Below are 25,848 nucleotides of genomic sequence, written 5' to 3'. Positions count from 1 at the left end.
GGTGTCGCTTGGGAATTACTTCTTCAAACCGTAATGCTCATCGAGCATGCCGGGTGAATTCGGCGCCTTCGGCGCGTAGTCCCGTGGTGGTTCCTGGATCCCTTTCGGCGGGGTCAGGCGTTCCCGTGGGGTCTGTGCCGCATCGGCCTGCAGGGCAGCCAGCAGGCGTTGGCGAGTCTGCTCGTCCAGGGCCAGGCGATTGGCGCCCTCGGACAGGTGATCCTGGACTTCCTGGTAGCTCTGGGTGAGTTTTTTCACCAGTGAAGCGGTGCTGTTGAAGTGGGTGACCACTTCATTCTGGTAACTGTCGAAACGTTCCTGGATGTCGTCCAGCTGACGTTGGGTGCTGTTGGGCACCGCGTTCGGCAGCAGGCGGGCAAGCAGGAATCCAATGGCGACACCGGCAACCAGGGCAAGAGTCGGCAACAGCCAAACTAAGAGCGAGTGTTCCACGAGTCCTTCCTCTATAAACGGCTTTGCTTTACGTTAACGGCTCGGACCTGCGCTGTATACCGCGAAGAACATCGCAATGATGCCAGGCACAGACTTTTAGCTAGACGAGTCGACCCTATTCGGGGTCACGGAGTTCTTTCCTTGCTTATGCGCGAAACCCCTGTAGTCATCGATGGCCCGGTGGGCCAACTGGAAGCGTTGTACCTGGACAGCGAGGCGCCCCGTGGCCTGGCGCTGATCTGCCACCCGAACCCGGTGCAGGGCGGGACCATGCTCAACAAAGTGGTCTCGACCCTGCAGCGCACCGCCCGCGATGCCGGCCTGGTTACGTTGCGTTTCAATTATCGCGGCGTCGGCGCCAGCGCCGGCAGCCATGACATGGGCACCGGCGAAGTGGACGACGCCCAGGCCGCAGCCGCCTGGCTGCTGGAAAAATACCCGGGCCTGCCCCTGACTCTGTTCGGTTTCTCCTTTGGCGGCTTCGTTGCCGCAACCCTGGGCGGGCGCCTGGAAGCCCAGGGCCAACCGCTCAAGCACCTGTTCATGGTGGCACCGGCGGTGATGCGCCTGGATGAGCAATCGCCCTTGCCGACAGATGGTGAGCTGACCGTGATCCAGCCGGAAACCGACGAAGTGGTCGATCCGCAACTGGTCTACGCATGGTCCGACGCGCTCCAACGCCCCCATGAGCTGCTGAAAGTGGCAGAATGCGGACACTTTTTTCATGGCAAGCTGACCGATCTCAAGGATCTGCTCCTGCCGCGCCTCTCGAATTGACAGCAGTCTGACAAGCGATAACCCATGACGACGCGTACCCGTATCCTGACCGGCATCACCACCACCGGCACCCCGCACCTGGGCAACTATGCCGGCGCCATCCGTCCGGCGATCCTCGCCAGCCGCGACAGCAACGCCGATTCGTTCTACTTCCTGGCCGACTACCACGCCCTGATCAAATGCGATGACCCGCTGCGCATCCAGCGTTCGCGCCTGGAAATCGCTGCGACCTGGTTGGCCGGTGGCCTGGACGTGGACCGCGTGACGTTCTATCGCCAGTCCGACATTCCTGAAATCCCGGAGCTGACCTGGCTGCTGACCTGCGTCGCCGCCAAGGGCCTGCTCAACCGCGCCCACGCCTACAAGGCGTCGGTGGACAAGAACGTCGAGGCCGGCGAAGACCCGGACGCCGGCATCACCATGGGGCTGTACAGCTACCCGGTGTTGATGGCAGCCGACATCCTGATGTTCAACGCCCACAAGGTGCCGGTCGGTCGCGACCAGATCCAGCACGTGGAAATGGCCCGGGACATTGGCCAGCGCTTCAACCACCTGTTCGGCCAGGGCAAGGAGTTCTTCACCATGCCCGAGGCGCTGATCGAGGAGAGCGTCGCCACGCTGCCGGGCCTCGATGGTCGCAAGATGTCCAAGAGCTACGACAACACCATCCCGTTGTTCAGCAGCGCCAAGGACATGAAGGACGCGATCTCGCGGATCGTCACCGACTCCCGCGCCCCGGGCGAGGCCAAGGACCCGGACAACTCGCACCTGTTCACCCTGTTCCAAGCCTTCTCCACTCCAGCGCAGTCCGCCGAATTCCGCAGCGAACTGCTGCAGGGCCTGGGGTGGGGCGAGGCGAAGAATCGCCTGTTCCAATTGCTCGATGACCAGTTGGGTGAAGCGCGCGAGCGTTATCACCAGTTCATCGAGCGTCCATCGGACCTTGAGGACATCCTGCAACTGGGCGCCAAGAAAGCCCGGGCCGTGGCCACGCCGTTCCTCAACGAACTGCGCGAGGCGGTTGGCCTGCGCTCGTTTGTCAGCCAGGTCCAGGTGACGACCCAGACCAAAAAGAAAGCGGCCAAGGCAGCCCGTTTTGTCAGCTTCCGCGACGAGGACGGCAGTTTCCGCTTCCGCCTGCTTTCCGCCGAGGGCGAGCAGCTGTTGCTCTCGAACAACTTTGCCGACGGCAAGACCGCCGGGCAGGTGACCAAGCAATTGCAGTCCGGCCAACCCTTGGACGTGCGCAGCGACGACCTGGGTTTCAGCGTCTGGCTCGACGGCGCATGCGTGGCCCAGAGCCCTGCGTTCGCTGACAGTGCCGCCCGGGATGCAGCCATCGACGCGTTGCGCGTGGCACTGACGCCTGCCCAGGACTGATCGAAGCGTTACCCGACCATCGGCCCGAATAAGGGCCGATTGCCATTCTTCTGGGCCATCGCTACAGTGACGGCCCGTTTTTGTTGCCTTGCTAACGAATATGACGCCCCTAGAACGATATCAAGCTGATCTGAAACGCCCGGAATTCTTCCACGACGCAGCCCAGGAAACGGCCGTGCGGCACTTGCAGCGCCTGTACGACGACCTGATCGCCGCATCGAACAACAAGCCGGGCTTGTTGGGCAAACTGTTCGGCAAGAAAGACCAGGTGCCGGTCAAGGGCCTGTATTTCTGGGGCGGCGTCGGCCGTGGCAAGACCTACCTGGTGGACACCTTCTTCGAAGCGCTGCCGTTCAAGGAAAAGACGCGGACGCACTTCCACCGCTTCATGAAGCGCGTGCACGAGGAAATGAAAACCCTGGGCGGCGAAAAGAACCCGCTGACCATCATCGCCAAGCGTTTCGCCGCCGAAACCCGGGTGATCTGCTTCGATGAATTCTTCGTTTCCGACATCACCGACGCCATGATCCTCGGCACGCTGATGGAAGAACTGTTCAAGAATGGCGTGACGTTGGTCGCCACCTCGAACATCGTGCCCGATGGCCTCTACAAGGACGGCCTGCAACGGGCGCGCTTCCTGCCAGCCATCAAGCTGATCAAGGAGCACACCGAAGTCGTCAACGTCGACAGCGGCGTGGACTATCGCCTGCGTCATCTTGAGCAAGCGGAGCTGTTCCATTTCCCATTGGACGCTGCCGCCGAAGAAAGCCTGCGCAAGAGCTTCCGCGCGCTCACGCCGGAATGCACCCAGGCGATCGAAAACGACGAGCTGATCATCGAAAATCGCAAGATCCGCGCCATCCGCACCTGCGACGACGTCGCCTGGTTCGACTTCCGCGAACTGTGCGACGGCCCGCGTAGCCAGAACGACTACATCGAACTGGGCAAGATCTTCCACGCCGTGCTGCTGAGTAATGTCGAGCAGATGAGCGTCACCACCGACGACATCGCCCGTCGCTTCATCAACATGGTCGACGAGTTCTACGACCGCAACGTGAAGCTGATCATTTCGGCGGAAGTCGAACTCAAGGATCTCTATACCGGTGGTCGCCTGACGTTCGAGTTCCAACGGACCTTGAGCCGGTTGCTGGAAATGCAATCCCACGAATTCCTGTCGCGGGCGCATAAGCCCTAGCGAGTCTGGAACACAAAAAAAGGCCTGCGATTGCAGGCCTTTTTTGTGTGCGAGATTTAGCAGCCCATCGCATAACCCTGTGGGAGCGAGCCTGCTCGCGAAGGGGGACGGCATGTCCAGCGTAGATGCAAGCTGACCCACCGCCTTCGCGAGCAAGCCCGCTCGCACCTGGACTGTATTGCGCCCTGGCTCACGCCGCCTGCTGAAACTGCTGCCGATACTGGTTCGGCGACAGGTCGGTGTGTTGCCGGAACAATCGCGCAAAAAAGCTCGCATCGTCGTAGCCAACTTCGTAGCTGATGGTCTTGATGCTCTTGCGGCTGCCGGAGAGCAGGCCCTTGGCGGTTTCGATCCGCAGCCGTTGCAGGTAATGCAGCGGTTTATCGCCGGTGGCGGTTTGGAAGCGACGCATGAAATTGCGGATGCTCATGCCATGTTCACGGGCGACGTCCTCGAAGCGGAACTTGTCGGCGAAGTGCTCTTCGAGCCACTGCTGGATCTGCAGGATGATCACGTCCTGGTGCAGTTTTTGCCCGCCGAAACCAATGCGTCCCGGTGAATAGCTGCGCTGTACTTCGTAGAGAATGTCTCGCGCCACGGCTTGGGCGACGTTGGCGCCGCAGAAGCGTTCGATCAGGTAGATGTAGAGATCGCACGCCGAGGTGGTGCCGCCGGCGCAGAACAGGTTGTCGGCATCGGTCAGGTGCTTGTCCTGGTTCAGGTGCACCTTGGGGAAGCGTTCCTTGAAAGCATTGAAGAAACGCCAATAGGTGGTGGCCTCCTTGCCGTCGAGCAGCCCGGCCTCGGCCAGCCAGAACACCCCGGTGGCTTCGCCGCAGAGTACCGCGCCGCGCGCATGTTGTTCGCGCAGCCAAGGCAGGACTTGTGGGTAACGTTGGCAGAGGGTCGCGAAGTCGTCCCAGAACGCCGGCAGGATGATGACGTCGGTGTTTTCCAGGCCACCGTCCACCGGCATGATCACATCGCTGAAGCTGTTCACCGGTTTGCCATCGGGGCTGACCAGGCGGGTTTCAAACGCCGGGGTCAGGCCGCGGCCCAGTTGTTTGCCATAGCGCAGGCTGGCCAGGTGGAAAAAATCCTTGGCTTGCATGAGGGTGGAAGCGAAAACCCGGTCGATGGCCAGGATGCTGACGCGCCGCAAGGGCGTGGAGACGTGCATGGGCATAATTCATCTTTATTTTTATAGGGGATAGTGGTCATCAAACGGCTGGATCGTCTTATTTTTTGGCGCAAGTGTCCAGTGTCCCGTTGTGCGCCGCAGGCTTAGGCTCTTTCGGATGACCTGTTCAACAATAACCAAAGGTGCGCCATGATCCCAAGAACCCTGTTCAGTCCCGAGCACGAATTGTTCCGAGACACTGTACGAACCTTCCTTGAAAAAGAAGCCGTGCCGTACCACAGCCAGTGGGAAAAACAGGGGCATGTCGATCGTAAGCTCTGGAACAAAGCGGGGGAGGCGGGCATGTTGTGCTCGCACCTTCCAGAGGCCTACGGCGGGCTGGACGCGGATTTCCTCTACAGCGCCGTGGTGATCGAGGAGATCGGCCGCCTGGGGCTGACCGGGATCGGCTTCTCGTTGCACTCCGATATCGTCGCGCCGTACATCCTGCATTACGGCAGCGAGGCGTTGAAACACAAGTACCTGCCGAAACTGGTGTCCGGTGAAATGGTCACGGCCATCGCCATGACCGAGCCGGGCGCGGGATCGGACCTGCAGGGGGTGAAGACCACGGCAGTGCTGGACGGTGACGAATACGTCATCAACGGCTCGAAGACGTTCATCACCAATGGCTTCCTTGCGGACCTGGTCATCGTCGTTGCCAAGACTGACCCGAAGGCGGGCGCCAAGGGCACTAGCCTGTTCCTGGTGGAAGCGGGCACGCCGGGCTTCGAGAAAGGCAAGCGCCTGGAAAAAGTCGGGATGAAGGCCCAGGACACATCCGAATTGTTCTTTCAGGACGTGCGGGTGCCGAAGGAAAACCTGTTGGGGCAGGCTGGAATGGGCTTCGCCTACCTGATGCAGGAACTGCCCCAGGAGCGCCTGACCGTCGCCATCGGCGGCCTGGCCTCGGCCGAAGCGGCGCTGCAATGGACATTGGATTACACCCGCGATCGCAAGGCGTTTGGCAAATCCATCGCGGATTTCCAGAACACCCGCTTCAAACTCGCGGAAATGGCCACCGAGATCCAGATCGGCCGGGTTTTCGTCGACCGCTGCCTGGAACTGCACCTGCAAGGCAAGCTTGATGTACCGACGGCGGCGATGGCCAAATACTGGGGCACCGACCTGCAGTGCAAGGTGCTCGACGAATGCGTGCAGTTGCATGGCGGCTACGGTTTCATGTGGGAATACCCGATTGCCCGGGCGTGGGCGGATGCGCGGGTACAGCGGATCTATGCCGGGACCAATGAGATCATGAAGGAGATCATTGCGCGGTCGCTTTGATAAGGGGGTGGGTCTGAGTCGGCTATCGCGAGCAAGCTCGCTCCCACAGGGGATTTGTGCCTGATCGTATATTCGTGATCAGCACAGCCCCCCTGTGGGAGCGAGCTTGCTCGCGATGAGGCCTATGGATCAGGGCGCCGGGTTCGGCTGGTCCTTGTGAATCGCCTCGATCCCCGCCAACACTTCATCCGACAGTTTCAGGTCGAAGCTGGCGATGTTGCTGTCCAGTTGCTCCAGCGTGGTGGCGCCGATGATGTTGCTGGTCACGAACGGCTGCTGGGTGACGAACGCCAGGGCCATCTGCGCCGGGTCCAGCCCATGTTCGCGGGCCAGGGCGACATAGCGACTGCAAGCCGCTTCCGACTGCGGGTTGAAGTAGCGCATGAAGCGGCTGTACAGCGTCAGGCGGCCCTTGGCGGGGCGTGCGCCGTTCTCATATTTACCCGACAGGAAGCCGAACGCCAGCGGCGAATAAGCCAACAGGCCACACTGTTCGCGGATGGCAATCTCCGCCAGGCCGATTTCAAAGCTGCGGTTGAGCAGGTTGTACGGGTTCTGGATCGACACCGCACGTGGCCAGCCACGGGCTTCGGCCAGGGCGAGGAACTTCATGGTGCCCCACGGCGTTTCGTTGGACAGGCCGATGTGGCGGATCTTGCCTGCGCGGACTTGTTCGTCGAGGGCTTCGAGGGTTTCCTCCAGCGGCGTGAAATCTTCGTCGGCCTTGTGGGTGTAGCCCAACTGGCCAAAGAAATTGGTGCTGCGCTCCGGCCAGTGCAGCTGGTAAAGATCGATCCAGTCGGTCTGCAGGCGCTTGAGGCTGGCGTCCAGGGCTTCGACGATGTGTCGGCGGTTGTGCTTGAGGTTCTTGTCGCGGATGTAGTCGATGGTGTTGCCGGGGCCGGCGATCTTGCTGGCCAGGATCCAGTCGGCGCGGTCGCCACGGCTCTTGAAGTAATTGCCGATGTAGCGCTCGGTAGTGGCGTAGGTCTCGGCCTTCGGCGGCACAGGGTACATCTCGGCGGTGTCGAGAAAATTGATCCCGGCCCCCTTGGCGCGTTCGATCTGGGCGAACGCCTCTGCCTCGCTGTTCTGCTCGCCCCAGGTCATGGTTCCGAGGCACAGGGCGCTGACGTTCAGATCGGTACGGCCTAGCTTGCGATAGTCCATCGGGGACTCCTTGGGCAAAACAATCATAAAAGCAGGTTGAAATATTTTTCGCAATCTGCATAATTGCGCACCTCTTTCTGCAGTGGAAGTGATGCGCCGCCGCCGAAGAATCTTGCCGTTGAACGGACGCGCCGACCCGAGCCCCCGAAAGCGTCTGTATCCGGCTGCCTTTGACTTGTCAAAGTACGCACTATTCAGTAAGATCCGCCGTCTAATTTACAGGGCGGCCCCTGAGGCTATAAAGAATGAAAACTTTTACTGCTAAACCGGAAACAGTAAAGCGCGACTGGTTTGTCGTCGACGCTGCTGGTCAGACCCTGGGTCGTCTGGCCACCGAAATCGCGAGCCGTCTGCGTGGCAAGCACAAGCCTGAGTACACCCCTCACGTTGACACCGGTGACTACATCGTCGTGATCAATGCCGAGCAAGTACGTGTTACTGGCGCTAAAACCACTGACAAAATGTACTACTCCCACTCCGGTTTTCCTGGCGGCATCAAGTCGATCAACTTCGAAAAGCTGATCGCCAAAGCCCCTGAGCGCGTGATCGAGACCGCGGTTAAAGGCATGCTGCCTAAGAACCCACTGGGTCGCGACATGTATCGTAAGCTGAAGGTTTATGCGGGCGCTGCTCACCCTCATACTGCTCAGCAGCCCCAAGAACTGAAGTTTTAACGGAATAGTTCATTATGTCGGCGACTCAAAATTACGGCACTGGCCGTCGCAAGACTGCAACCGCACGCGTTTTCCTGCGTCCGGGCACTGGTAACATCTCCATCAACAACCGCTCCCTGGATAACTTCTTCGGCCGCGAAACTGCCCGCATGGTAGTTCGTCAGCCGCTGGAACTGACCGAGACCGTCGAAAAATTCGACATCTACGTCACCGTTATCGGTGGTGGTGTAAGTGGCCAGGCTGGCGCAATCCGCCACGGCATCACTCGCGCCCTGATGGATTACGACGAAACTCTGCGCAGCGCCCTGCGTAAAGCTGGCTTCGTAACTCGCGATGCTCGCGAAGTTGAACGTAAGAAAGTCGGTCTGCGTAAAGCGCGTAAGCGTCCGCAGTACTCGAAGCGTTAATTTCGCTTCCGCGTTCAAAAGGCGCCCAGTTCCTCACGGAGCTGGGCGTTTTTTTATGTGCGAAATAATTGCTCTGTGACAACTTGCCACATTCGTAGAGCCCCTATACTACAAGGCTTGGCGGTTTGGCCGCATGGTAATTACCTTGTCAGAATTGGGGCTTTTCATTACCATTCGGCAAAATTTTTATAAGTTCAGATTTTTACTTAGTAGACGCCTGATCTAACAGGCCACAAAGCTGATGGGAGAGGACTGAATGAGCAATGACGGCGTGAATGCAGGCCGGCGTCGCTTCCTGGTAGCAGCCACATCCGTGGTGGGTGCTGCAGGAGCGGTGGGGGCTGCGGTCCCGTTCGTGGGGTCATGGTTTCCCAGCGCCAAGGCGAAAGCCGCAGGTGCACCGGTGAAAGTGAATGTCAGCAAGATCGAGCCAGGCCAGCAGATGATTGCTGAGTGGCGCGGTCAGCCGGTGTTCATCGTCCGCCGTACAGAGGAGATCCTGGGGAATCTGAAAAAGATCGAGGGCCAGCTGTCCGATCCCTCTTCCAAGAACTCGGTCCAACCGGAATACGTCAACCCTGAAACGCGATCGATCAAGCCGGAAGTCCTGCTGCTGATCGGGATCTGCACGCACCTGGGTTGCTCGCCAACGTTCCGTCCCGAAGTGGCCCCTGCCGACCTGGGCAAGGATTGGGTAGGTGGCTATTTCTGCCCATGCCACGGCTCCCACTATGACCTGGCGGGTCGCGTCTACAAATCCCAGCCTGCACCCCTGAACCTGCCAGTTCCCCCGCATTCCTATGAGTCGGATGATGTCATCGTCATCGGCGTCGACACGGAGAAAGCGTGATGAGCAAACTTATGGATTGGGTTGATGCGCGCTTTCCCGCGACCAAGATGTGGGAAGACCATCTCAGCAAGTATTACGCCCCGAAGAACTTCAACTTCTTCTACTTCTTTGGTTCCCTCGCATTGCTCGTTCTGGTCAACCAGATCGTTACCGGTGTCTGGCTGACCATGAGCTACACCCCGTCGGCGGAGGAAGCGTTTGCCTCCGTCGAATACATCATGCGCGACGTCGAGTACGGCTCGATCCTGCGCCTGCTGCACTCCACCGGCGCTTCGGCGTTCTTCATCGTGGTCTACCTGCACATGTTCCGTGGCCTGCTCTACGGTTCGTACCAGAAGCCGCGTGAGCTGGTGTGGGTCTTCGGCATGCTGATCTACCTGGCGCTGATGGCTGAAGCCTTCATGGGCTATCTGCTGCCTTGGGGCCAGATGTCCTACTGGGGCGCCCAGGTGATCATCTCGCTGTTCGGTGCGATCCCGGTCATCGGCGACGACCTGACCCAGTGGATTCGTGGTGACTATCTCATCTCGGGTATCACCCTGAACCGCTTCTTCGCCCTGCATGTCGTGGCGCTGCCGATCGTGATCCTCGGCCTGGTGGTGCTGCACATCCTGGCGCTGCACGAAGTGGGTTCGAACAACCCGGATGGCGTGGACATCAAGAAGCACAAGGACGAGAACGGCGTACCGCTGGACGGCATTGCCTTCCACCCGTACTACACCGTGAAAGACATCGTCGGCGTGGTGGTCTTCCTGTTCATCTTCTGCTCCATCGTGTTCTTCTTCCCGGAAATGGGCGGTTACTTCCTAGAGAAGCCGAACTTCGAGCAGGCGAACGCGTTCAAGACCCCAGAACACATTGCGCCGGTCTGGTACTTCACACCGTTCTACGCAATCCTGCGGGCGATTCCGGACAAGCTGCTGGGTGTGATCGCCATGGGCGCAGCCATCGCCGTGCTGTTCGTCCTGCCGTGGCTGGACCGCAGCCCCGTCAAGTCGATGCGCTATAAAGGCTGGCTGAGCAAGATCTGGCTGGTGGTGTTCTGCATCTCGTTCGTGATCCTGGGGGTGCTGGGCGTACTGGCGCCGACACCGGGGCGCACGTTGCTCTCGCAGGTTTGCACGTTCCTTTACTTCGCCTACTTCATTCTGATGCCTTTCTATACCAGGCTCGAGAAGACCAAACCGGTTCCGGAAAGGGTGACTGGCTGATGAAAAAGCTATTTGCTGTACTGATTCTTGCTGCCATGCCTGTACTGTCCTTCGCGGCTGAACACGGTGGTCCGGAGCTGGAAAAGGTCGACATCGACGTTTCCGACAAAGCAGCCATGCAGGACGGCGCGCGTACGTTCGCCAACTACTGCATGGGTTGCCACAGTGCCAAGTTCCAGCGCTACGAGCGTGTGGCTGATGACCTGGGCATCCCCCATGAAATGATGCTCGAGAAGCTGGTGTTCACCGGTGCCAAGCTGGGTGACCACATGACCATCGGCATGCAGCCTGCGGACGCCAAGACCTGGTTCGGTGCAGCGCCGCCCGACCTGACCCTGGTGGCGCGCGTGCGTGGCACCGACTGGCTCTATGGCTACTTGCGCTCGTTCTATGAAGATCCTGCGCGTCCATGGGGCGTGAACAACAAGGTCTTCCCGAACGTCGGCATGCCGAACGTCCTGGTCGGCCTCCAGGGTCGCCAGGTGGTAGGCTGCAAACAGGTTCAGATCGTCGAACACGGCAAGAAGCAGTATGATCCGCTGACCGGCACGGCCTTGACCCATGAAGCCTGCGACCAGCTGACCATCGTGCCGAACTCCGGCACCCTGACGCCTGAGCAGTTTGACGAGAAGGTCAAGAACCTTGTGACCTTCCTGGCCTACTCGGCCAACCCGGTGAAGCTGGAGCATCAGCGCATCGGTACGTATGTCTTGCTGTACCTGGCGTTCTTCTTCGTATTCGCATATCTGCTCAAGCGTGAATACTGGAAAGACGTTCATTGATAAAGCTGTAAGCCGTTGCTGTTAATCGTGCGCGCCCAAGGGCGTCTCTGAAGGTGTAACGAGCCTGGTCGGCCAGGTGGTTACGGGAGACGCCCTCTGGGCGCGCTCGTTTTTCCGTTTTTCGATAATTTCAACAAGCGAGGAGGATCGCCATGGGCGTGACCAATCGGTTGGCCTGTTACTCCGACCCCGCCGACCACTATTCCCACCGGGTACGTATCGTACTGGCCGAGAAGGGTGTCAGCGCCGAGATCATTTACGTCGAAGCGGGCCGTCAGCCGCCGAAGCTGATCGAGGTGAACCCTTACGGCAGCCTGCCCACCCTGGTCGATCGCGACCTGGCGTTGTGGGAATCGACTGTGGTGATGGAATACCTGGATGAGCGTTATCCACATCCGCCTTTGCTGCCGGTGTACCCCGTTGCGCGTGCGAACAGTCGTTTGCTCATTCACCGCATCCAGCGTGACTGGTGCGGGTTGGTGGACCTGATCCTGGATCCTCGAACGAAGGAGCCGGCACGGGTCGTGGCGCGCAAGGAGCTGCGCGAAAGCCTGACGGGCGTGTCGCCGCTGTTTGTCGACAAGCCGTTTTTCCTCAGTGAGGAACAAAGTCTGGTGGATTGCTGCCTATTGCCCATACTCTGGCGTTTGCCGATCCTGGGTATCGAACTGCCGCGGCCCGCCAAGCCGCTGCTTGATTATATGGAGCGCCAATTTGCGCGTGAGGCTTTCCAGGCGAGTCTGTCTGGCGTCGAACGCGACATGCGCTAAGGCTTAGGGAGCCGCTATGAACTCCAGTCGACCTTATCTGGTCCGCGCGCTCTACGAGTGGATTGTGGACAACGATTGCACCCCGCACATGCTGGTTAACGCCGAGTATCCATCGGTACAGGTGCCGCAGGGTTTTGCCAATGACGGGCAGATTGTCTTGAACGTGTCGCCGGCCGCTGTGCGTCATCTGCACATGGACAACGATGCGGTCAGCTTCGAGGGGCGTTTTGGCGGGGTACCGCATACGCTTTATGTGCCGATTGCTTCGATCCTGGGGATTTATGCTCGGGAGAACGGGCAGGGCATGGTGTTCGAGTTGGAAGTGCCGTTGGATGGCGAAGAAGAGTTCGAGGCGGATGATGACATGCCGCCACCGGATGACGAACCGCCACGGCCTACCGGGCGGCCGAGCTTGAAGGTGGTGAAGTAGGCTACAGATATGTGCCAGTCATTGAGTGTGCGATAGCCTGCAACTTGGTGAAGAAAATGCCTGTATCGTGAGATGCGGGCATTTTTTTGTCGTAGTCGGTGTGTATATCCGTTGCTGCGGTAACGGCGGCTTATGGTTCCGCCCTTACGGCGGCTCACTTTTTTCAGACGCCAAAAAAGTAAGCAAAAAGGCTTGCCCCACCACTCGGCACCTCGCCCAGGCTCGGTGTGCCCTCACTCCGGCATTGCTCCGTGGGCCCGCCGCGAAGGGCCGTCCCTGGCCCAGCGCGGCTATCCCGGCATCCATGCCGGGATGTCCACTGCGCAATGCCTGCGTTCGGCCAGCGTGGTTAACGGGGCGTCGAAGATCAAAGTCCAAAGCAAGATCAAGATCAAGATCAAGATCAAGGGCAAGAGCGGGGTGCGCGCCGATCCAAGTCTCAAATGATACATAAAAAAACGGCGCTTTCCTTTTCAGGAAAAGCGCCGTTTTTTTACGAGCACTTATATCAATCAATGTACTCAAACAACTTCACAATCTTCTGCACCCCAGACACACCCTGCACCAGGTTGGTCGCCTGCGCAGCCTCCTGTTTGGTCAGCAGCCCCAGCAGATAGACGATCCCGTTCTCGGTTACAACCTTGATGCGCGATCCTGGAATGCTGGCGTCGGTCAACATCTGCGTCTTGATCTTGGTCGTCAGCCAGGCATCGTTCTGGCGCGCCAGCAGGGAGGAGGGCTGGAGGACCTGCAGTTCGTTATGCACGGTCTTGACCCGCTGCACGGCGCTGGCTTCCTGTTCGGCCTTGGCCTTGAGGTCGGCGCGTGGCGTCTGGCCGGCCAGCAGTACGACACCGTTGAAGCTGGTGACGACGATGTGCGAGTTGTTGTCCAGGTCCGGGTCGGCCTTGGCGATGTTCACGCCAACTTTGGTTTCGATCAGCGAGTCATCGATCTTGCTGCCGAAGGTGCGGGTGCCGCGGTCATCTTCAATCGGCTTTTCCCGGCTGGCGTTAACCACCGATGTGCAGCCGCTGATGCCGAGGCACAGGGTCAGGGCCAGAAGGCCTAGGCGATTAGGGGTCATTCTTCACTCCCGAACAGTTGGCTGTCGATCAAGTCGCAAAGGCAGTGGATCGCCAGCAGGTGGACTTCCTGGATACGTGCGGTGACATTGGCTGGTACGCGAATCTCGACATCTTCGGGCAAGAGCAGGGATGCCATGCCGCCGCCGTCGCGACCGGTCAATGCTACGACAATCATTTCGCGATCATGTGCGGCCTGGATCGCTTGAATAATATTGGCCGAGTTACCGCTGGTGGAAATCGCCAGAAGCACATCGCCGGGCTGGCCGAGGGCGCGGATCTGCTTGGAGAAGACTTCGTTGTAGCTGTAGTCATTGGCAATCGAGGTGATCGTCGAGCTGTCGGTCGTCAGCGCGATGGCCGGCAGGCTCGGGCGCTCGCGTTCGAAACGGTTGAGCAGCTCCGAGGAGAAGTGCTGGGCATCGCCGGCGGAGCCGCCGTTGCCGCATGAGAGCATCTTGCCCTCGTTGAGCAGGGCGTTGACCATCACTTGGCTGGCTTGCTCGATGTGCGGTGCAAGTACGTCCATCGCCTGTTGCTTGGTGTCGATGCTGGCCTGAAAAAGCTGGCGGATTCGCGATTGCATGTCCATCTGTGTGACCTTAAGTAGCGCGACTTATCGGCACAGGCATGTGCGGCGCGCAAAGCAAAGAGCAAAAAAGTTAAGTGGGGGTGTCCGGCTCGGCTGGGCTCAACTGTCGAAGGCATTCTGCAGCCAGTTCAACTGGTCGACGCTGCTGTCGATGGCAACCACGTCGAAGCGGCAGGGATGATCGGCCCAGCGAGACTCGCTTTGCAGGAAATACTGCGCGGCGAAAACCAGCTTTCGGCGTTTGCGCTCGTCAACGCTGTCGAGCGCGCCACCCCATTGGGTATTTTTCCTATAGCGGACCTCGACGAATACTACTGTATCGCCGTCAAGCATGACCAGATCCAGCTCGCCGCGCTTGCATAACCAGTTCTGCGCCAGCAGGCGCAGGCCTTGTTGCTGCAGATGCGCGAGGGCGTGGCCCTCGGCATCCTTTCCGCTTTGCAAGTGTGATCGATCGGGCATCAGCGCTGGGTGTCCGGCAGGCGCTGCACCTGGCCATTGACGAAATGGGCCCACGGCAATTGACGTTGCACGCGCTGGGTCGGCGAGATCGCCAGGCTGCCTGAAAGGCCTTCGATGCGGCTGTCCGGAAGCGTCTTGAGTTGGCCCAGGCGCGGAGCGAGGCGATAGGCGTCGGCTCCCATCGCATACAATCGGCCCAGGCTGCCACCGGCCTGGGGCCATTGTGCAGTCACTTGTTGGCGCAGTGGGTCGTTGGCGTCGAGCAGCCATGGTGTTTCGCAGAAGCGCACGCCATTCATGTCGTTGTACTGGTTCTGGTCGCCGCTGACGCTGAACACCGAAGACGTTGCATAGACTGGCACGTCGCCAGCGTACTGGAAGTTCAGGGTTGGCTTGATCTGCTGGGCCTGCTGTGGCGTCGATGCGAGGAAAATGAACTCGATGTCCTGGCGACGAGACGGCTGGGCAGCGACCGTGGTGCCTACCGTGTTCTGCAGGCTCTTGGCGCGACCTTCACTCTGGCGCAGTTGGAACATGTCGGCGATCTGCTGGGCCAGTTGCACGGGTTGGTCGACACGCTCGATCGCAACGATGGTCCCGCCGTTGGCCTGCCAATCCTGGCTGAAGGCCTTCAATACACGATCGCCCCATTCGCCTTTCGGCACCATGGCGGCGGCACGATGCAGGCCGTCGGCGCGGGCGCGACGGGACACTTCGCGGGCTTCGTCTTCCGGCGCCAGGCCGAACTGGAACAGTTGGGGTGGGCCTTGTTCGCCTTCGCTGTAGTTCAAGGCCAAGGTGGTGATCGGCAGTTGTGGGCGCGTGCTGATCTGCTTGACCAATGGTTTTTCCAGCGGGCCGACTACCAACTGCACGCCATCAGCCTGGGCCTTGCGATAGAACTCATCCATGGAGGTCAGGCTGGAGCTGTCATAGATCTGGATGCTTGGCGGCTTCTGCCCGGCCGTTTGGGCCTGGTAGTGCGCGGCCATGAAGCCATCACGCAAGGCCTTGGCGACCGAGGCCAGCGGGCCGTTCTGCGGCAGCAGCAAGGCGATCTTGCTCAATGGCTGGCTCGCCAGCTCCTTGAGCTTGACCAGTGGCGTCGGCAATTGAAGCGCGGCCGGATGTTTCGGGTTCTGTTCGCGCCAGCTATCGATCGCCGCCTGTTGCTGTTCCAGGGTGCCGGCGGTTTTCACGGCCTTGGCCAGGCTCAACCAGCCGCCGAGGTCATCGGTGGTGGTCGGCTGCAGTTGATCGGTAGGCAGCGAGGCGATCAGGGTCCAGATCGCCTCATGGTTTTTTGCCGCCGCTTCGCCTTCCAGCAGTGGGGCGATAAAGATCCGCTCCTTGGCAGCGGCCAGGGTCTGGCCATCGGCTTCAAGGGCGCGAGCACGGACGGTGCCGGTGCGGACCTGCTGCTCCACCGGCATTTCGCTCAGGTGTTGCAGGCTCGGATGGTTCAGCGAAGCCAGGGCAGCCTTGGGCTGGTTGCGTGTCATGGCCAGTTCGGCCGACAGCGTGCTGGCGAAGATCTGTTGGCCGGGCTTGAGTGACTCCATCGGCACCTGTTGCAGGATCTGTGCGGACTGGCCAGCATTGCCTTGACGGTAGGCCAGGTCTGCGGCACTCAGGCGCAGCAGGGCAGCTTTTTCCGGGTTTTTGCTTTGGGTGGCCTGTTCGAGCAATTGCTCGATACTGGCATCCGGGGTCCGTGGAAGTTCGCCAAGGCTGGACGAGGGCGAGCTGGCGCAAGCGGCCAGGAGGGCAGCGAGGCAGAGGGCGGAGAGCAGCCGCAGGCAAGCGATCATGTAAATGTTCCTGATACGAGATCAAATTAGCGTCGAATTGTACCCAAGCGCTGGCCGGGGCGCGATGTTAGTGGTGTGAATCGATCAATTTAGGTATTTCAAAGAGTGCGGCGCAGCATAAAAGACTGGCATTGACCCCTGTGGCGAGGGAGCTTGCTCCCGCTGGGCTGCGTAGCGGCCCCAAAACCATCCAACGCGGTACATCAAGATTTGGCTGTCAGATTTTTACGACTGCTGCGCAGCCGAGCGGGAGCAAGCTCCCTCGCCACAATGGCTTGCGTACATTCTCACGTAAGCAGTACTGCCCCAGGCTACCCGGTACTGCGAACAGCCGAGACCGCCGCTACACGCTACAATGGCGGTTTTTACCGATCATGAGGTACGCGTTTTGACTGCTCCAGGTGCTTTGAATTCCGCTGCTGGCTCGCTTTACGTGGTGGCGACCCCCATCGGCAACCTGGACGATATCAGTGCCCGGGCGCTGAAAATTCTGCGGGAAGTCGCCCTGATCGCAGCTGAAGACACGCGTCACTCCCAGCGCCTGATGCAGCATTTCGGGATTTTCACGCCATTGGCGGCATGTCACGAACATAACGAGCGGGACGAGGGCAGTCGTTTCATCACCCGTCTGCTGGCAGGCGATAACGTGGCGCTGATTTCCGATGCGGGCACGCCGCTGATTTCCGATCCGGGTTATCACCTGGTACGCCAGGCGCGTGCTGCTGGTATCAATGTGGTGCCGGTGCCCGGGGCTTGCGCATTGATCGCGGCGCTGTCGGCGGCCGGCTTGCCGTCGGACCGTTTCATCTTCGAAGGTTTCCTGCCAGCCAAGGCGGTCGGGCGGCGGGCGCGCCTGGAGGCTATAAAGGAAGAACCGCGCACGCTGATCTTCTATGAGGCGCCGCACCGCATTCTGGAGTGCCTGCAAGACATGGAGCAGGTGTTCGGTCCCGAGCGCCAGGCGCTGCTGGCCCGGGAGTTGACCAAGACGTTCGAAACCCTCAAGGGCCTGCCGTTGGCGGAGCTGCGAGCCTTCGTCGAAGGCGACAGTAATCAACAGCGTGGTGAGTGTGTCGTGCTGGTGGCGGGCTGGACTCCGCCTGAAAGCGAAGACGCGGTCAGCGCCGAGGCAATGCGCATTCTCGACCTGTTGCTGGAGGAAATGCCGCTCAAGCGGGCCGCAGCCCTCGCGGCGCAGATCACCGGCGAGCGCAAGAATGTGCTGTATCAGGTCGCGCTGGAAAAACAGAAGGGCCAATGAAACCGGCGCATCGGGCTGGCCATGGGCTTTTATCGCTTGTTCTTGAGCCGCTCTACCGTTAACCTTCGCGGCGGAGAGTCGATCGGACAGTCGCTGCCCTCTATGAAAATTAGGGGGGGGAGGAAAGTCCGGGCTCCATAGGGCGAAGTGCCAGGTAATGCCTGGGAGGCGTGAGCCTACGGAAAGTGCCACAGAAAATAACCGCCTAAGCGCTTCGGCGCCGGTAAGGGTGAAAAGGTGCGGTAAGAGCGCACCGCACGGCTGGCAACAGTTCGTGGCTAGGTAAACCCCACTTGGAGCAAGACCAAATAGGGTCCCAAGGCGTGGCCCGCGCTGGGACCGGGTAGGTTGCTAAAGATGTCCAGTGATGGCCATCGTAGACGAATGACTGTTCAAGACAGAACCCGGCTTACAGATCGACTCTCCACCTTTTTCCCTCCCTGCCGGAATCACTGGCAGAAGCCATTCCTAATACCAAAAAAATCTTACTCTTAACAAATCACTTTAACTTGTGCGCGCAGCCTCCTGTGCTGCTTTGAGTTGAGGCGAATTTTCCTACGTCAGATTCTTGTTACCCCTCCTGAAACGCTCCTAAATCTCCGATCTATAAGGCTTTTCCTTCATTACGCGCCTTGACGGTGCGGTGGGCGCATTCCTATAGTGTGCGCAAGTGGCGGAAAGTGGCATGAAGTGGGTTTTTTTGAAGGTAAAACGCCAAAAAGTGGAGAAACGCTGACGTGTTTCGCGGAGCTAACGCAATCAGTCTCGATGCAAAAGGCCGGCTCGCCATGCCCAGCCGGTATCGTGACGAGCTCGTTTCGCGAAGTTCCGGGCAGTTAATCGTCACGATCGACGCTGTTGATCCATGTTTGTGCGTTTACCCTCTGGATGAGTGGGAAATCATCGAAACCAAACTGCGCGCATTGCCTTCGTTGCGAGAAGAAAACCGCCGCCTGCAACGCTTGCTGATCGGTAATGCCGTCGACCTCGAACTCGACGGCAGCGGTCGTTTCCTGGTGCCGCCGCGCCTGCGCGAATACGCCAAGTTGGACAAGCGCGCGATGCTGGTGGGCCAACTGAACAAGTTCCAGCTGTGGGACGAAGATGCCTGGAATGCGGTTTCCGCCGCTGACCTTGCTGCTATTCAACAACCGGGCGCCATGCCTGATGAACTGCGTGATTTGATCCTGTGACTATTGATAGCGGCTTTAACCACATCACCGTACTGCTTGACGAAGCCGTCGAGGCTCTCGCCGTACGTCCTGATGGCTGCTATCTGGACGGCACGTTCGGACGTGGCGGACACAGCCGGCTGATCCTCAGCCTGCTCGGGCCGGGCGGTCGGTTACTGGGGTTCGACAAGGATCCTCAAGCGATTGCCACCGGGCAAGCGCTGGCGGCCGAAGACGGCCGCTTTGTCGTTGTGCAGCGCAGCTTTGCCGAGCTGGGTGCGGAAGTCGAACAGCGCGGCTTGGCCGGCAAGATCAGCGGCGTGCTGCTGGATCTCGGCGTCTCTTCGCCGCAGCTGGACGATCCTGAGCGCGGCTTCAGTTTCCTCAATGACGGTCCGCTGGACATGCGTATGGACCCGTCCCGCGGCATCAGCGCTGCTGAATTCGTCAATACCGCCCCGGTGGAAGAAATCGCCCGTGTCTTCAAGGAGTACGGCGAAGAGCGTTTCTCCGGTCGCATGGCCCGTGCCGTGGTCGAGCGTCGTGACATCAAGCCGTTCGAGCGTACCGGTGACTTGGCCGAAGTATTGAAAGTGGCCAACCCGGCCTGGGAAAAAGGCAAGAATCCGGCAACCCGAGCTTTCCAAGGCCTGCGCATTCACGTCAACAACGAGTTGGGTGATCTCGAGGCTGGCCTTGATGCCGCCCTTGAAGCGCTGGAGGTGGGTGGTCGCCTGGTGGTGATCAGCTTCCACTCCCTGGAAGACCGTATCGTCAAACTGTTCATGCGCAAGCTCACCAAAGGCGAAGCCGATAACCTGCCGCGCAACCTGCCGGTGCGTTTCGAAGCCTTCGTACCGAAAATCAAGATTCACGGCAAAGCGCAGTTCGCCTCCGAGGCCGAGCTCAAGGCCAATCCACGTGCCCGTAGTGCGGTCATGCGCGTCGCGGAGAAGTTGCGGTGAGCAAGCTCTTCGCCAAGCCCCTGCCGGGCGGCAGCTTTTTCATGCTGCTGCTGTTTATCGGCGTGCTCGTGTCGGCCATTGCCGTGTCTTACAGCGCGCACTGGAATCGCCAGTTGCTCAATACCCTTTACAACGAGCTGAGCGTGCGCGACAAGGCGCAGGCCGAGTGGGGTCGGTTGATCCTGGAGCAAAGCACCTGGACTGCCCACAGCCGTATCGAAGTGTTGGCCACTGAACAATTGAAGATGCGCATCCCCGGCGCCGCCGAAGTGCAGATGGTGGCGCCATGATGAAGCTCGAAGGGGCACTGTTCCCGTGGCGGTTCCGCCTGGTCCTGGGCTTGCTCGGCATCATGGTCGCGGCGATTTCGTGGCGCATCATCGACTTGCAAGTGGTCGACCGTGATTTCCTCAAGGGCCAGGGCGACGCCCGTAGCGTGCGTCACATTCCGATCCCGGCCCACCGTGGCCTGATCACCGACCGCAACGGCGAACCGTTGGCCGTGAGTACGCCGGTGACGACCTTGTGGGCGAACGCCAAGGAAATGCAGCAGGCCAAGGAGAAATGGCCGGCGCTGGCTGCCGCTCTCGGCCAGGATCCAAAGGCCCTGGCTGAACGGCTTGAAGCCCAGGCCAATAAAGAATTCATCTATCTGGTGCGCGGGTTGACCCCCGAGCAGGGCCAGAGCGTGCTCGATCTGAAAGTGCCGGGCGTTTATGGCATTGAAGAGTTCCGGCGCTTCTACCCGGCCGGTGAAGTCACTGCCCATATGGTCGGGTTTACCGATATCGATGATCGAGGGCGGGAAGGGGTCGAACTGGCCTATGACGAATGGCTTGCCGGGGTCGCCGGCAAGCGCCAGGTCATCAAGGACCGGCGCGGCCGGTTGATCAAGGATGTCCAAGTCACCAAAAACGCCAAGGCCGGCAAGCCCTTGGCGTTGTCCATTGACCTGCGCCTGCAATACCTGGCCAACCGCGAGTTGCGCAATGCCATCGTCGAGAACGGTGCCAAGGCCGGCAGCCTGGTGATCATGGATGTGAAGACCGGCGAGATCCTGGCCATGGTCAACCAGCCGACCTACAACCCGAACAACCGCCGCAACCTGCAACCGGCGATGATGCGCAACCGCGCCATGATCGACGTGTTCGAGCCGGGCTCGACCATGAAGGCGGTGTCCATGGCCGCCGCCCTTGAAACCGGGCGCTGGAAACCGAGCGACACCGTCGAGGTGTACCCCGGCACCCTGCAGATCGGCAAGTACACCATTCGCGACGTGTCCAAGACCGAAGGGCCGGTGCTTGACCTGACCGGTATCCTGATCAACTCCAGTAACGTCGGCATGAGCAAGATCGCCTTCGATATCGGCGGCGAAACGATCTATCGCCTGGCCCAGAAAATCGGCCTTGGCCAGGACACCGGCCTGGGCTTCCCGGGCGAGCGCGTCGGCAACCTGCCGAACTACCGTGACTGGCGCAAGGCTGAAACCGCCACGTTGTCGTACGGCTACGGTGTTTCCGTAACCGCGATCCAGCTCGTCCACGCGTTTTCCGCGTTGGCCAACAACGGGCGTATCGCACCGCTGACGCTGATCAAGACTGACAAGGCGCCGCAGACGACCCAGGTCATCCCGGAAAACGTCGCCAAGACCATGCAGGGCATGCTGCAACAGGTGATCGAGGCCCCGCGCGGTGTCTATCGCGCCCAGGTGCCGGCCTATCACGTCGCCGGGAAGTCGGGTACGGCCCGCAAGACGTCCGTGGGCACCAAGGGCTATGCCGAAAACTCCTATCGTTCGCTGTTCGCCGGCTTCGGCCCGATGAGCGACCCGCGCTACGCCATCGTGGTGGTCATCGACGAACCGAGCAAGGCCGGTTACTTCGGTGGCCTGGTTTCCGCTCCGGTGTTCAGCAAAGTGATGTCCGGAACCCTGCGCCTGATGAACGTTACCCCGGACAACCTGCCGCCGACCCAGCAGGCGAGTACCGCCCCGGTCGTTCCCTTGAAAGCTGACGGAGGGCGTGGCTGATGTCCCTGAGCCTGAACAAGATTTTTGCCCACGCCGGTCATGACCTGCTGATTCGCGAATTGGCCCTCGACAGCCGTGACGTGCGCGCCGGTGACCTGTTCCTGGCCGTGCCGGGAGCCCGTTTCGATGGCCGCGACCACATTGCCGACGCGTTGAAACGCGGAGCGGCCGCCGTGGCCTATGAAGTGAACGGCGCAACCGTGCTGCCGATCACCGACGTCCCGCTGATTCCGGTCAAGGGGCTGGCGGCGCAGTTGTCGGATATTGCCGGACGCTTTTATGGCGAGCCGAGCCGTCACCTGAACCTGATTGGGGTGACCGGCACCAACGGCAAGACCAGCGTGACCCAACTGGTGGCGCAGGCGCTGGATCTGCTCGGGCAGCATTGCGGCATCGTCGGGACCCTGGGCAATGGTTTCCACGGCGCCCTGCAAAGCGGGCTGCACACCACGCCGAATCCGATCGCTGTGCAAGCGACCCTGGCAGACCTGAAGAAGGCCGGGGCCAAGGCCGTCGCGATGGAAGTCTCTTCCCACGGTCTCGATCAAGGCCGGGTCACCGCGCTGGCCTTCGATGTAGCGGTGCTGACCAACCTGTCCCGCGATCACCTGGATTACCACGGCACGATGCAGGCCTACGGCGAGGCCAAGGCCCGGCTGTTCGCCTGGAACAACCTGAAGTGCCGGGTCATCAATATCGATGACGAGTTCGGTCGGCAACTGGCCGCCGAGCAGCGCGAGTCCCGGTTGATTACCTACAGCCTGGAAGACGCCAGTGCCTACCTTTATGTACGCCAGGCACAGTTCGATGACGAAGGCGTGCGCGCCACGCTGGTTACCCCTCAGGGTGAACACCATTTGCGCAGCACCCTGCTGGGTCGCTTCAATCTGAGCAACGTATTGGCCGCCGTCGGCGCCTTGCTCGGGTTGGACTACGCGCTGGATGAAATTCTCAAGGTCTTGCCGAAGCTTGAAGGCCCGGCCGGGCGCATGCAGCGCTTGGGCGGTGGCACCCAGCCGCTGGTGGTGGTCGATTACGCCCACACCCCTGACGCATTGGAAAAAGTCCTTACGGCGTTGCGCCCTCACGCCAAGGGTCGGTTGCTGTGCCTGTTCGGCTGTGGCGGTGATCGTGACCGTGGCAAGCGTCCGTTGATGGCTGAGGTCGTAGAGCGGCTGGCCGATGGTGTCCTCGTCACTGACGACAACCCGCGCAGCGAAGACCCGTTGCGGATTTTCGACGATATCCGTGCCGGTTTCTCGGCGGTGGATAACGTCACCTTCGTGGCCGGACGCGGCCAGGCCATTGCCCAATTGATCGCCAGTGCGTCGGCGAATGACGTCATTGTCCTGGCCGGCAAAGGGCACGAGGACTACCAGGAAATCAACGGTGAGCGCCACGCGTTTTCCGATCTGGTGGAAGCCGATCACGCGCTGACCGCATGGGAGGTGGCCCATGCTTAAGGCCTTGAAGCTCAGCGAACTGACCAACGCCCTGGGCGCGCGCCTGATCGCAGCGGACGCCACGTTCAACGGCGTCAGCATCGACAGCCGGGCGATCGCCCCGGGCCAGTTGTTCATCGCCCTGGCCGGGCCGCGTTTCGACGGCCACGATTATCTGAACGAAGTGGCGGGCAAAGGCGCGGTCGCGGCGTTGGTCGAGCGCGAGGTGACCAACAGCACGCTGCCACAATTGCTGGTCGGCGACACCCGCCAGGCCCTGGGCCAGCTCGGTGCGTTGAATCGCGCGGCATTTGCCAACCCGGTCGCGGCCATTACCGGCTCCAGCGGCAAGACCACGGTCAAGGAAATGCTCGCCAGTATCTTGCGCACGCGCGGTCCGGTGTTGGCGACCCGTGGCAACCTGAACAACGACCTCGGCGTACCGTTGACCCTGCTTGAACTGGCGCCGGAGCACAGTGCCGCCGTCATCGAGCTGGGTGCTTCGCGGGTCGGCGAGATTGCCTACACCGTCGGCATGACCAAGCCCCACGTGGCGGTGCTCAACAACGCCGGGACCGCTCACGTCGGCGAGTTCGGCGGCCCGGAAAAAATCGTCGAGGCCAAGGGCGAGATCATCGAGGGGCTGGCTGCCGATGGCGTCGCCGTGCTCAATCTCGACGACAAGGCATTTGAAATCTGGAAGGCCCGGGCGGGCGAGCGCAAGGTGCTGACCTTCGCCCTGAGCAACCTCGCGGCGAATTTCTACGCCAGCGACCTGGACCGCGATGCCCGCGGCTGCCCGGCTTTCAACCTGCACAGCCCTGACGGCGCCGAGCGCGTGCAGTTGAACCTGCTCGGCACCCATAACGTTGCCAATGCCCTGGCCGCCGCTGCGGCCGCCCATGCGCTGGGTGTTTCGCTGCCAGGCATCGTCGCTGGATTGAACGCGGTGCAACCGGTCAAGGGCCGCAGCGTCGCGCAACTGGCGAGCAACGGCATGCGCGTCATCGACGACACCTACAACGCCAACCCGACATCGATGTGCGCGGCCGTGGATATCCTTGCAGGCTTCTCCGGTCGCACCGTGCTGGTGCTCGGCGATATCGGCGAGTTGGGCGAGTGGGCGCAACAAGGCCACCATGATGTCGGCGCGTATGCGCGCGGCAAGGTCGACGCGCTGTACGCCGTTGGGCCAATGATGGCCCACGCCGTGGCGGCGTTTGGCGAGCACGCACAGCATTTCACCACCCAGGCCGAGCTGATCCAGGCCCTGGGCGCCGAGCAAGATCCGAACACCACCTTATTGATCAAGGGCTCACGCAGTGCGGCGATGGAAAACATCGTGGCGGCTTTGTGCGGCACCCGTATGGAGAAACATTAATGCTGCTGCTGCTAGCGGAGTACCTGCAACAGTTCCACAAAGGCTTCGCGGTCTTCCAGTACCTGACCCTGCGCGGGATCCTGGGTGTGCTGACCGCGTTGTCGTTGTCGCTGTTCCTGGGCCCGTGGATGATCCGCACCCTGCAGAGCCTGCAGATTGGCCAGTCGGTCCGTAACGACGGCCCGCAATCGCACCTGTCCAAATCCGGTACGCCGACCATGGGCGGCGCGCTGATCCTGTCGTCGATCGGCATCAGCACCTTGCTCTGGGCCGACCTGGCGAACCGTTACGTCTGGGTCGTGCTGCTGGTGACGCTGTTCTTCGGCGCCATCGGCTGGGTCGACGACTACCGCAAGGTCATTGAGAAGAACTCCCGTGGTCTGCCAAGCCGCTGGAAATATTTCTGGCAGTCGGTGTTCGGCCTCGGCGCGGCGATCTTCCTTTATATGACCGCCGCCTCGCCGGTGGAAACCACCCTGATCCTGCCGATGCTCAAGGACTACAGCATCCCGCTGGGCGCTGGCTTCATCGTGCTGACCTACCTGGTGATCGTCGGTTCGAGCAACGCGGTCAACCTCACCGATGGCCTCGACGGCCTGGCGATCATGCCGACGGTGATGGTCGGCGGTGCACTGGGGATCTTCTGCTACCTGTCGGGTAACGTGAAGTTCGCCGAATACCTGCTGATCCCTTACGTGCCGGGCGCCGGTGAGCTGATTGTGTTCTGCGGTGCGCTGATCGGTGCCGGCCTGGGTTTCCTGTGGTTCAACACCTACCCGGCGCAAGTCTTCATGGGCGATGTCGGCGCGCTGGCGCTGGGCGCGGCCCTGGGCACCATCGCGGTCATCGTTCGCCAGGAAATCGTCCTGTTCATCATGGGCGGCGTGTTCGTGATGGAGACCCTGTCAGTCGTCATTCAGGTTGCCTCCTTTAAATTGACCGGCCGCCGTGTATTCCGCATGGCGCCGATCCACCACCACTTTGAACTCAAGGGCTGGCCCGAGCCGCGCGTGATCGTCCGTTTCTGGATCATCACCGTGATTCTGGTGCTGATCGGCCTTGCCACCCTGAAGCTGAGGTAG

At 60.6% G+C, this 25,848-nt stretch carries 27 protein-coding genes and 1 other RNA gene; 21 read left to right on the top strand and 7 right to left on the bottom strand.

Annotated elements, in window-relative coordinates:
* Positions 1 to 15 precede the first annotated feature (15 nt).
* Positions 16 to 453 (bottom strand): Z-ring associated ZapG family protein, encoded by a 438-nt coding sequence (locus AB4N42_RS26805; protein ID WP_181287677.1) that lies wholly within the window; start codon positions 451 to 453, stop codon positions 16 to 18.
* 147 nt (positions 454 to 600) lie between these two features.
* Between AB4N42_RS26805 and AB4N42_RS26800 the strand changes: the two genes are divergently transcribed.
* The 3 genes from AB4N42_RS26800 to zapE all read left to right on the top strand — a co-directional run bounded on the left by AB4N42_RS26800 (position 601) and on the right by zapE (position 3,805).
* Complete coding sequence (locus AB4N42_RS26800; protein WP_334596883.1) at positions 601 to 1,230, top strand: alpha/beta hydrolase; 630 nt, start codon at positions 601 to 603, stop codon at positions 1,228 to 1,230.
* A gap of 24 nt (positions 1,231 to 1,254) precedes the next feature.
* Entirely contained in the window at positions 1,255 to 2,610 is a 1,356-nt protein-coding gene (locus tag AB4N42_RS26795; RefSeq protein ID WP_030138571.1) for a tryptophan--tRNA ligase, read from the top strand.
* Positions 2,611 to 2,710: 100 nt separating this feature from the next.
* A complete protein-coding gene (gene zapE, locus AB4N42_RS26790; RefSeq protein ID WP_217861294.1) occupies positions 2,711 to 3,805 on the top strand; it encodes a cell division protein ZapE in 1,095 nt (364 codons plus the stop codon).
* A 190-nt stretch (positions 3,806 to 3,995) separates the two neighbouring features.
* Here zapE and AB4N42_RS26785 read toward each other — a convergent pair whose 3' ends face one another.
* The gene (locus AB4N42_RS26785) at positions 3,996 to 4,892 is read right to left on the bottom strand and encodes a GlxA family transcriptional regulator (protein WP_187293302.1); all 897 of its coding nucleotides are present in this window, start codon (positions 4,890 to 4,892) and stop codon (positions 3,996 to 3,998) included.
* A 243-nt stretch (positions 4,893 to 5,135) separates the two neighbouring features.
* On the opposite strand from AB4N42_RS26785, the gene AB4N42_RS26780 reads away from it, so the two are divergent.
* The gene (locus tag AB4N42_RS26780) at positions 5,136 to 6,272 is read left to right on the top strand and encodes an acyl-CoA dehydrogenase family protein (RefSeq protein WP_030138564.1); all 1,137 of its coding nucleotides are present in this window, start codon (positions 5,136 to 5,138) and stop codon (positions 6,270 to 6,272) included.
* A gap of 129 nt (positions 6,273 to 6,401) precedes the next feature.
* Here AB4N42_RS26780 and AB4N42_RS26775 read toward each other — a convergent pair whose 3' ends face one another.
* Positions 6,402 to 7,442 (bottom strand): NADP(H)-dependent aldo-keto reductase, encoded by a 1,041-nt coding sequence (locus AB4N42_RS26775; RefSeq protein WP_198796609.1) that lies wholly within the window; start codon positions 7,440 to 7,442, stop codon positions 6,402 to 6,404.
* Positions 7,443 to 7,687: 245 nt separating this feature from the next.
* On the opposite strand from AB4N42_RS26775, the gene rplM reads away from it, so the two are divergent.
* The 8 genes from rplM to AB4N42_RS26735 all read left to right on the top strand — a co-directional run bounded on the left by rplM (position 7,688) and on the right by AB4N42_RS26735 (position 13,013).
* A complete protein-coding gene (rplM, locus tag AB4N42_RS26770; RefSeq protein WP_003205365.1) occupies positions 7,688 to 8,116 on the top strand; it encodes a 50S ribosomal protein L13 in 429 nt (142 codons plus the stop codon).
* A gap of 14 nt (positions 8,117 to 8,130) precedes the next feature.
* A complete protein-coding gene (gene rpsI, locus AB4N42_RS26765; RefSeq protein WP_003228056.1) occupies positions 8,131 to 8,523 on the top strand; it encodes a 30S ribosomal protein S9 in 393 nt (130 codons plus the stop codon).
* 256 nt (positions 8,524 to 8,779) lie between these two features.
* The gene (gene petA / locus AB4N42_RS26760; RefSeq protein WP_030138562.1) at positions 8,780 to 9,373 is read left to right on the top strand and encodes a ubiquinol-cytochrome c reductase iron-sulfur subunit; all 594 of its coding nucleotides are present in this window, start codon (positions 8,780 to 8,782) and stop codon (positions 9,371 to 9,373) included.
* Positions 9,373 to 10,584 (top strand): cytochrome b, encoded by a 1,212-nt coding sequence (locus AB4N42_RS26755; protein WP_030138561.1) that lies wholly within the window; start codon positions 9,373 to 9,375, stop codon positions 10,582 to 10,584. The genes petA and AB4N42_RS26755 overlap by 1 nt, the downstream gene beginning before the upstream one ends.
* Positions 10,584 to 11,366: a cytochrome c1 gene (locus AB4N42_RS26750; protein ID WP_030138560.1), complete on the top strand. Its 783-nt coding sequence runs from the start codon at positions 10,584 to 10,586 to the stop codon at positions 11,364 to 11,366. The genes AB4N42_RS26755 and AB4N42_RS26750 overlap by 1 nt, the downstream gene beginning before the upstream one ends.
* 152 nt (positions 11,367 to 11,518) lie before the next feature.
* On the top strand, positions 11,519 to 12,136 hold the full coding sequence (locus AB4N42_RS26745) for a glutathione S-transferase N-terminal domain-containing protein (RefSeq protein WP_030138559.1): 618 nt from the start codon (positions 11,519 to 11,521) through the stop codon (positions 12,134 to 12,136).
* A gap of 16 nt (positions 12,137 to 12,152) precedes the next feature.
* A complete protein-coding gene (locus AB4N42_RS26740; RefSeq protein WP_030138558.1) occupies positions 12,153 to 12,566 on the top strand; it encodes a ClpXP protease specificity-enhancing factor in 414 nt (137 codons plus the stop codon).
* A 192-nt stretch (positions 12,567 to 12,758) separates the two neighbouring features.
* The gene (locus tag AB4N42_RS26735; protein ID WP_460116427.1) at positions 12,759 to 13,013 is read left to right on the top strand and encodes a nucleoid-structuring protein H-NS; all 255 of its coding nucleotides are present in this window, start codon (positions 12,759 to 12,761) and stop codon (positions 13,011 to 13,013) included.
* A 61-nt stretch (positions 13,014 to 13,074) separates the two neighbouring features.
* On the opposite strand, the gene AB4N42_RS26730 is transcribed toward AB4N42_RS26735, so the two are convergent.
* The 4 genes from AB4N42_RS26730 to AB4N42_RS26715 all read right to left on the bottom strand — a co-directional run bounded on the left by AB4N42_RS26730 (position 13,075) and on the right by AB4N42_RS26715 (position 16,516).
* A complete protein-coding gene (locus AB4N42_RS26730) occupies positions 13,075 to 13,653 on the bottom strand; it encodes a BON domain-containing protein (RefSeq protein WP_030139689.1) in 579 nt (192 codons plus the stop codon).
* Positions 13,650 to 14,243: a phosphoheptose isomerase gene (locus tag AB4N42_RS26725; RefSeq protein WP_007928463.1), complete on the bottom strand. Its 594-nt coding sequence runs from the start codon at positions 14,241 to 14,243 to the stop codon at positions 13,650 to 13,652. The genes AB4N42_RS26730 and AB4N42_RS26725 overlap by 4 nt, the downstream gene beginning before the upstream one ends.
* A gap of 99 nt (positions 14,244 to 14,342) precedes the next feature.
* Positions 14,343 to 14,705, bottom strand: a complete 363-nt coding sequence (locus tag AB4N42_RS26720) for a YraN family protein (protein ID WP_030139688.1) — start codon at positions 14,703 to 14,705, stop codon at positions 14,343 to 14,345.
* Positions 14,705 to 16,516 (bottom strand): penicillin-binding protein activator, encoded by a 1,812-nt coding sequence (locus AB4N42_RS26715; RefSeq protein ID WP_460115574.1) that lies wholly within the window; start codon positions 16,514 to 16,516, stop codon positions 14,705 to 14,707. Before AB4N42_RS26715 ends, AB4N42_RS26720 begins: the two co-directional genes overlap by 1 nt.
* 355 nt (positions 16,517 to 16,871) lie before the next feature.
* Here AB4N42_RS26715 and rsmI point away from each other — a divergent pair, with 355 nt between their 5' ends.
* The 9 genes from rsmI (at position 16,872) to mraY (ending at position 25,848) form a co-directional block, all read left to right on the top strand.
* Complete coding sequence (gene rsmI, locus AB4N42_RS26710; protein WP_460115573.1) at positions 16,872 to 17,777, top strand: 16S rRNA (cytidine(1402)-2'-O)-methyltransferase; 906 nt, start codon at positions 16,872 to 16,874, stop codon at positions 17,775 to 17,777.
* A 74-nt stretch (positions 17,778 to 17,851) separates the two neighbouring features.
* An RNA gene (rnpB, locus tag AB4N42_RS26705) (RNase P RNA component class A) lies at positions 17,852 to 18,205 on the top strand.
* Positions 18,206 to 18,514: 309 nt separating this feature from the next.
* Positions 18,515 to 18,970 carry a division/cell wall cluster transcriptional repressor MraZ gene (gene mraZ, locus AB4N42_RS26700; RefSeq protein ID WP_003205355.1) on the top strand — a complete coding sequence of 152 codons (456 nt, stop codon included), beginning with the start codon at positions 18,515 to 18,517 and terminating at the stop codon, positions 18,968 to 18,970.
* Entirely contained in the window at positions 18,967 to 19,914 is a 948-nt protein-coding gene (gene rsmH, locus AB4N42_RS26695; RefSeq protein ID WP_030139685.1) for a 16S rRNA (cytosine(1402)-N(4))-methyltransferase RsmH, read from the top strand. Before mraZ ends, rsmH begins: the two co-directional genes overlap by 4 nt.
* Positions 19,911 to 20,204, top strand: a complete 294-nt coding sequence (gene ftsL / locus AB4N42_RS26690) for a cell division protein FtsL (RefSeq protein ID WP_003178214.1) — start codon at positions 19,911 to 19,913, stop codon at positions 20,202 to 20,204. Before rsmH ends, ftsL begins: the two co-directional genes overlap by 4 nt.
* Positions 20,204 to 21,943, top strand: coding sequence for a peptidoglycan D,D-transpeptidase FtsI family protein (locus tag AB4N42_RS26685; RefSeq protein ID WP_181287711.1), 1,740 nt, complete (start codon positions 20,204 to 20,206; stop codon positions 21,941 to 21,943). Before ftsL ends, AB4N42_RS26685 begins: the two co-directional genes overlap by 1 nt.
* Positions 21,943 to 23,406 (top strand): UDP-N-acetylmuramoyl-L-alanyl-D-glutamate--2,6-diaminopimelate ligase, encoded by a 1,464-nt coding sequence (locus AB4N42_RS26680; RefSeq protein ID WP_217861299.1) that lies wholly within the window; start codon positions 21,943 to 21,945, stop codon positions 23,404 to 23,406. Before AB4N42_RS26685 ends, AB4N42_RS26680 begins: the two co-directional genes overlap by 1 nt.
* Positions 23,399 to 24,766 (top strand): UDP-N-acetylmuramoyl-tripeptide--D-alanyl-D-alanine ligase, encoded by a 1,368-nt coding sequence (locus tag AB4N42_RS26675; RefSeq protein ID WP_323154176.1) that lies wholly within the window; start codon positions 23,399 to 23,401, stop codon positions 24,764 to 24,766. Before AB4N42_RS26680 ends, AB4N42_RS26675 begins: the two co-directional genes overlap by 8 nt.
* A complete protein-coding gene (gene mraY, locus AB4N42_RS26670) occupies positions 24,766 to 25,848 on the top strand; it encodes a phospho-N-acetylmuramoyl-pentapeptide-transferase (RefSeq protein WP_030139681.1) in 1,083 nt (360 codons plus the stop codon). Before AB4N42_RS26675 ends, mraY begins: the two co-directional genes overlap by 1 nt.

The sequence above is a fragment of the Pseudomonas sp. H2_D02 genome, assembly GCF_054677635.1.
Note: the sequence above shows the minus strand (reverse complement) of the source record. Positions and strands in the feature narration are given on the sequence as shown.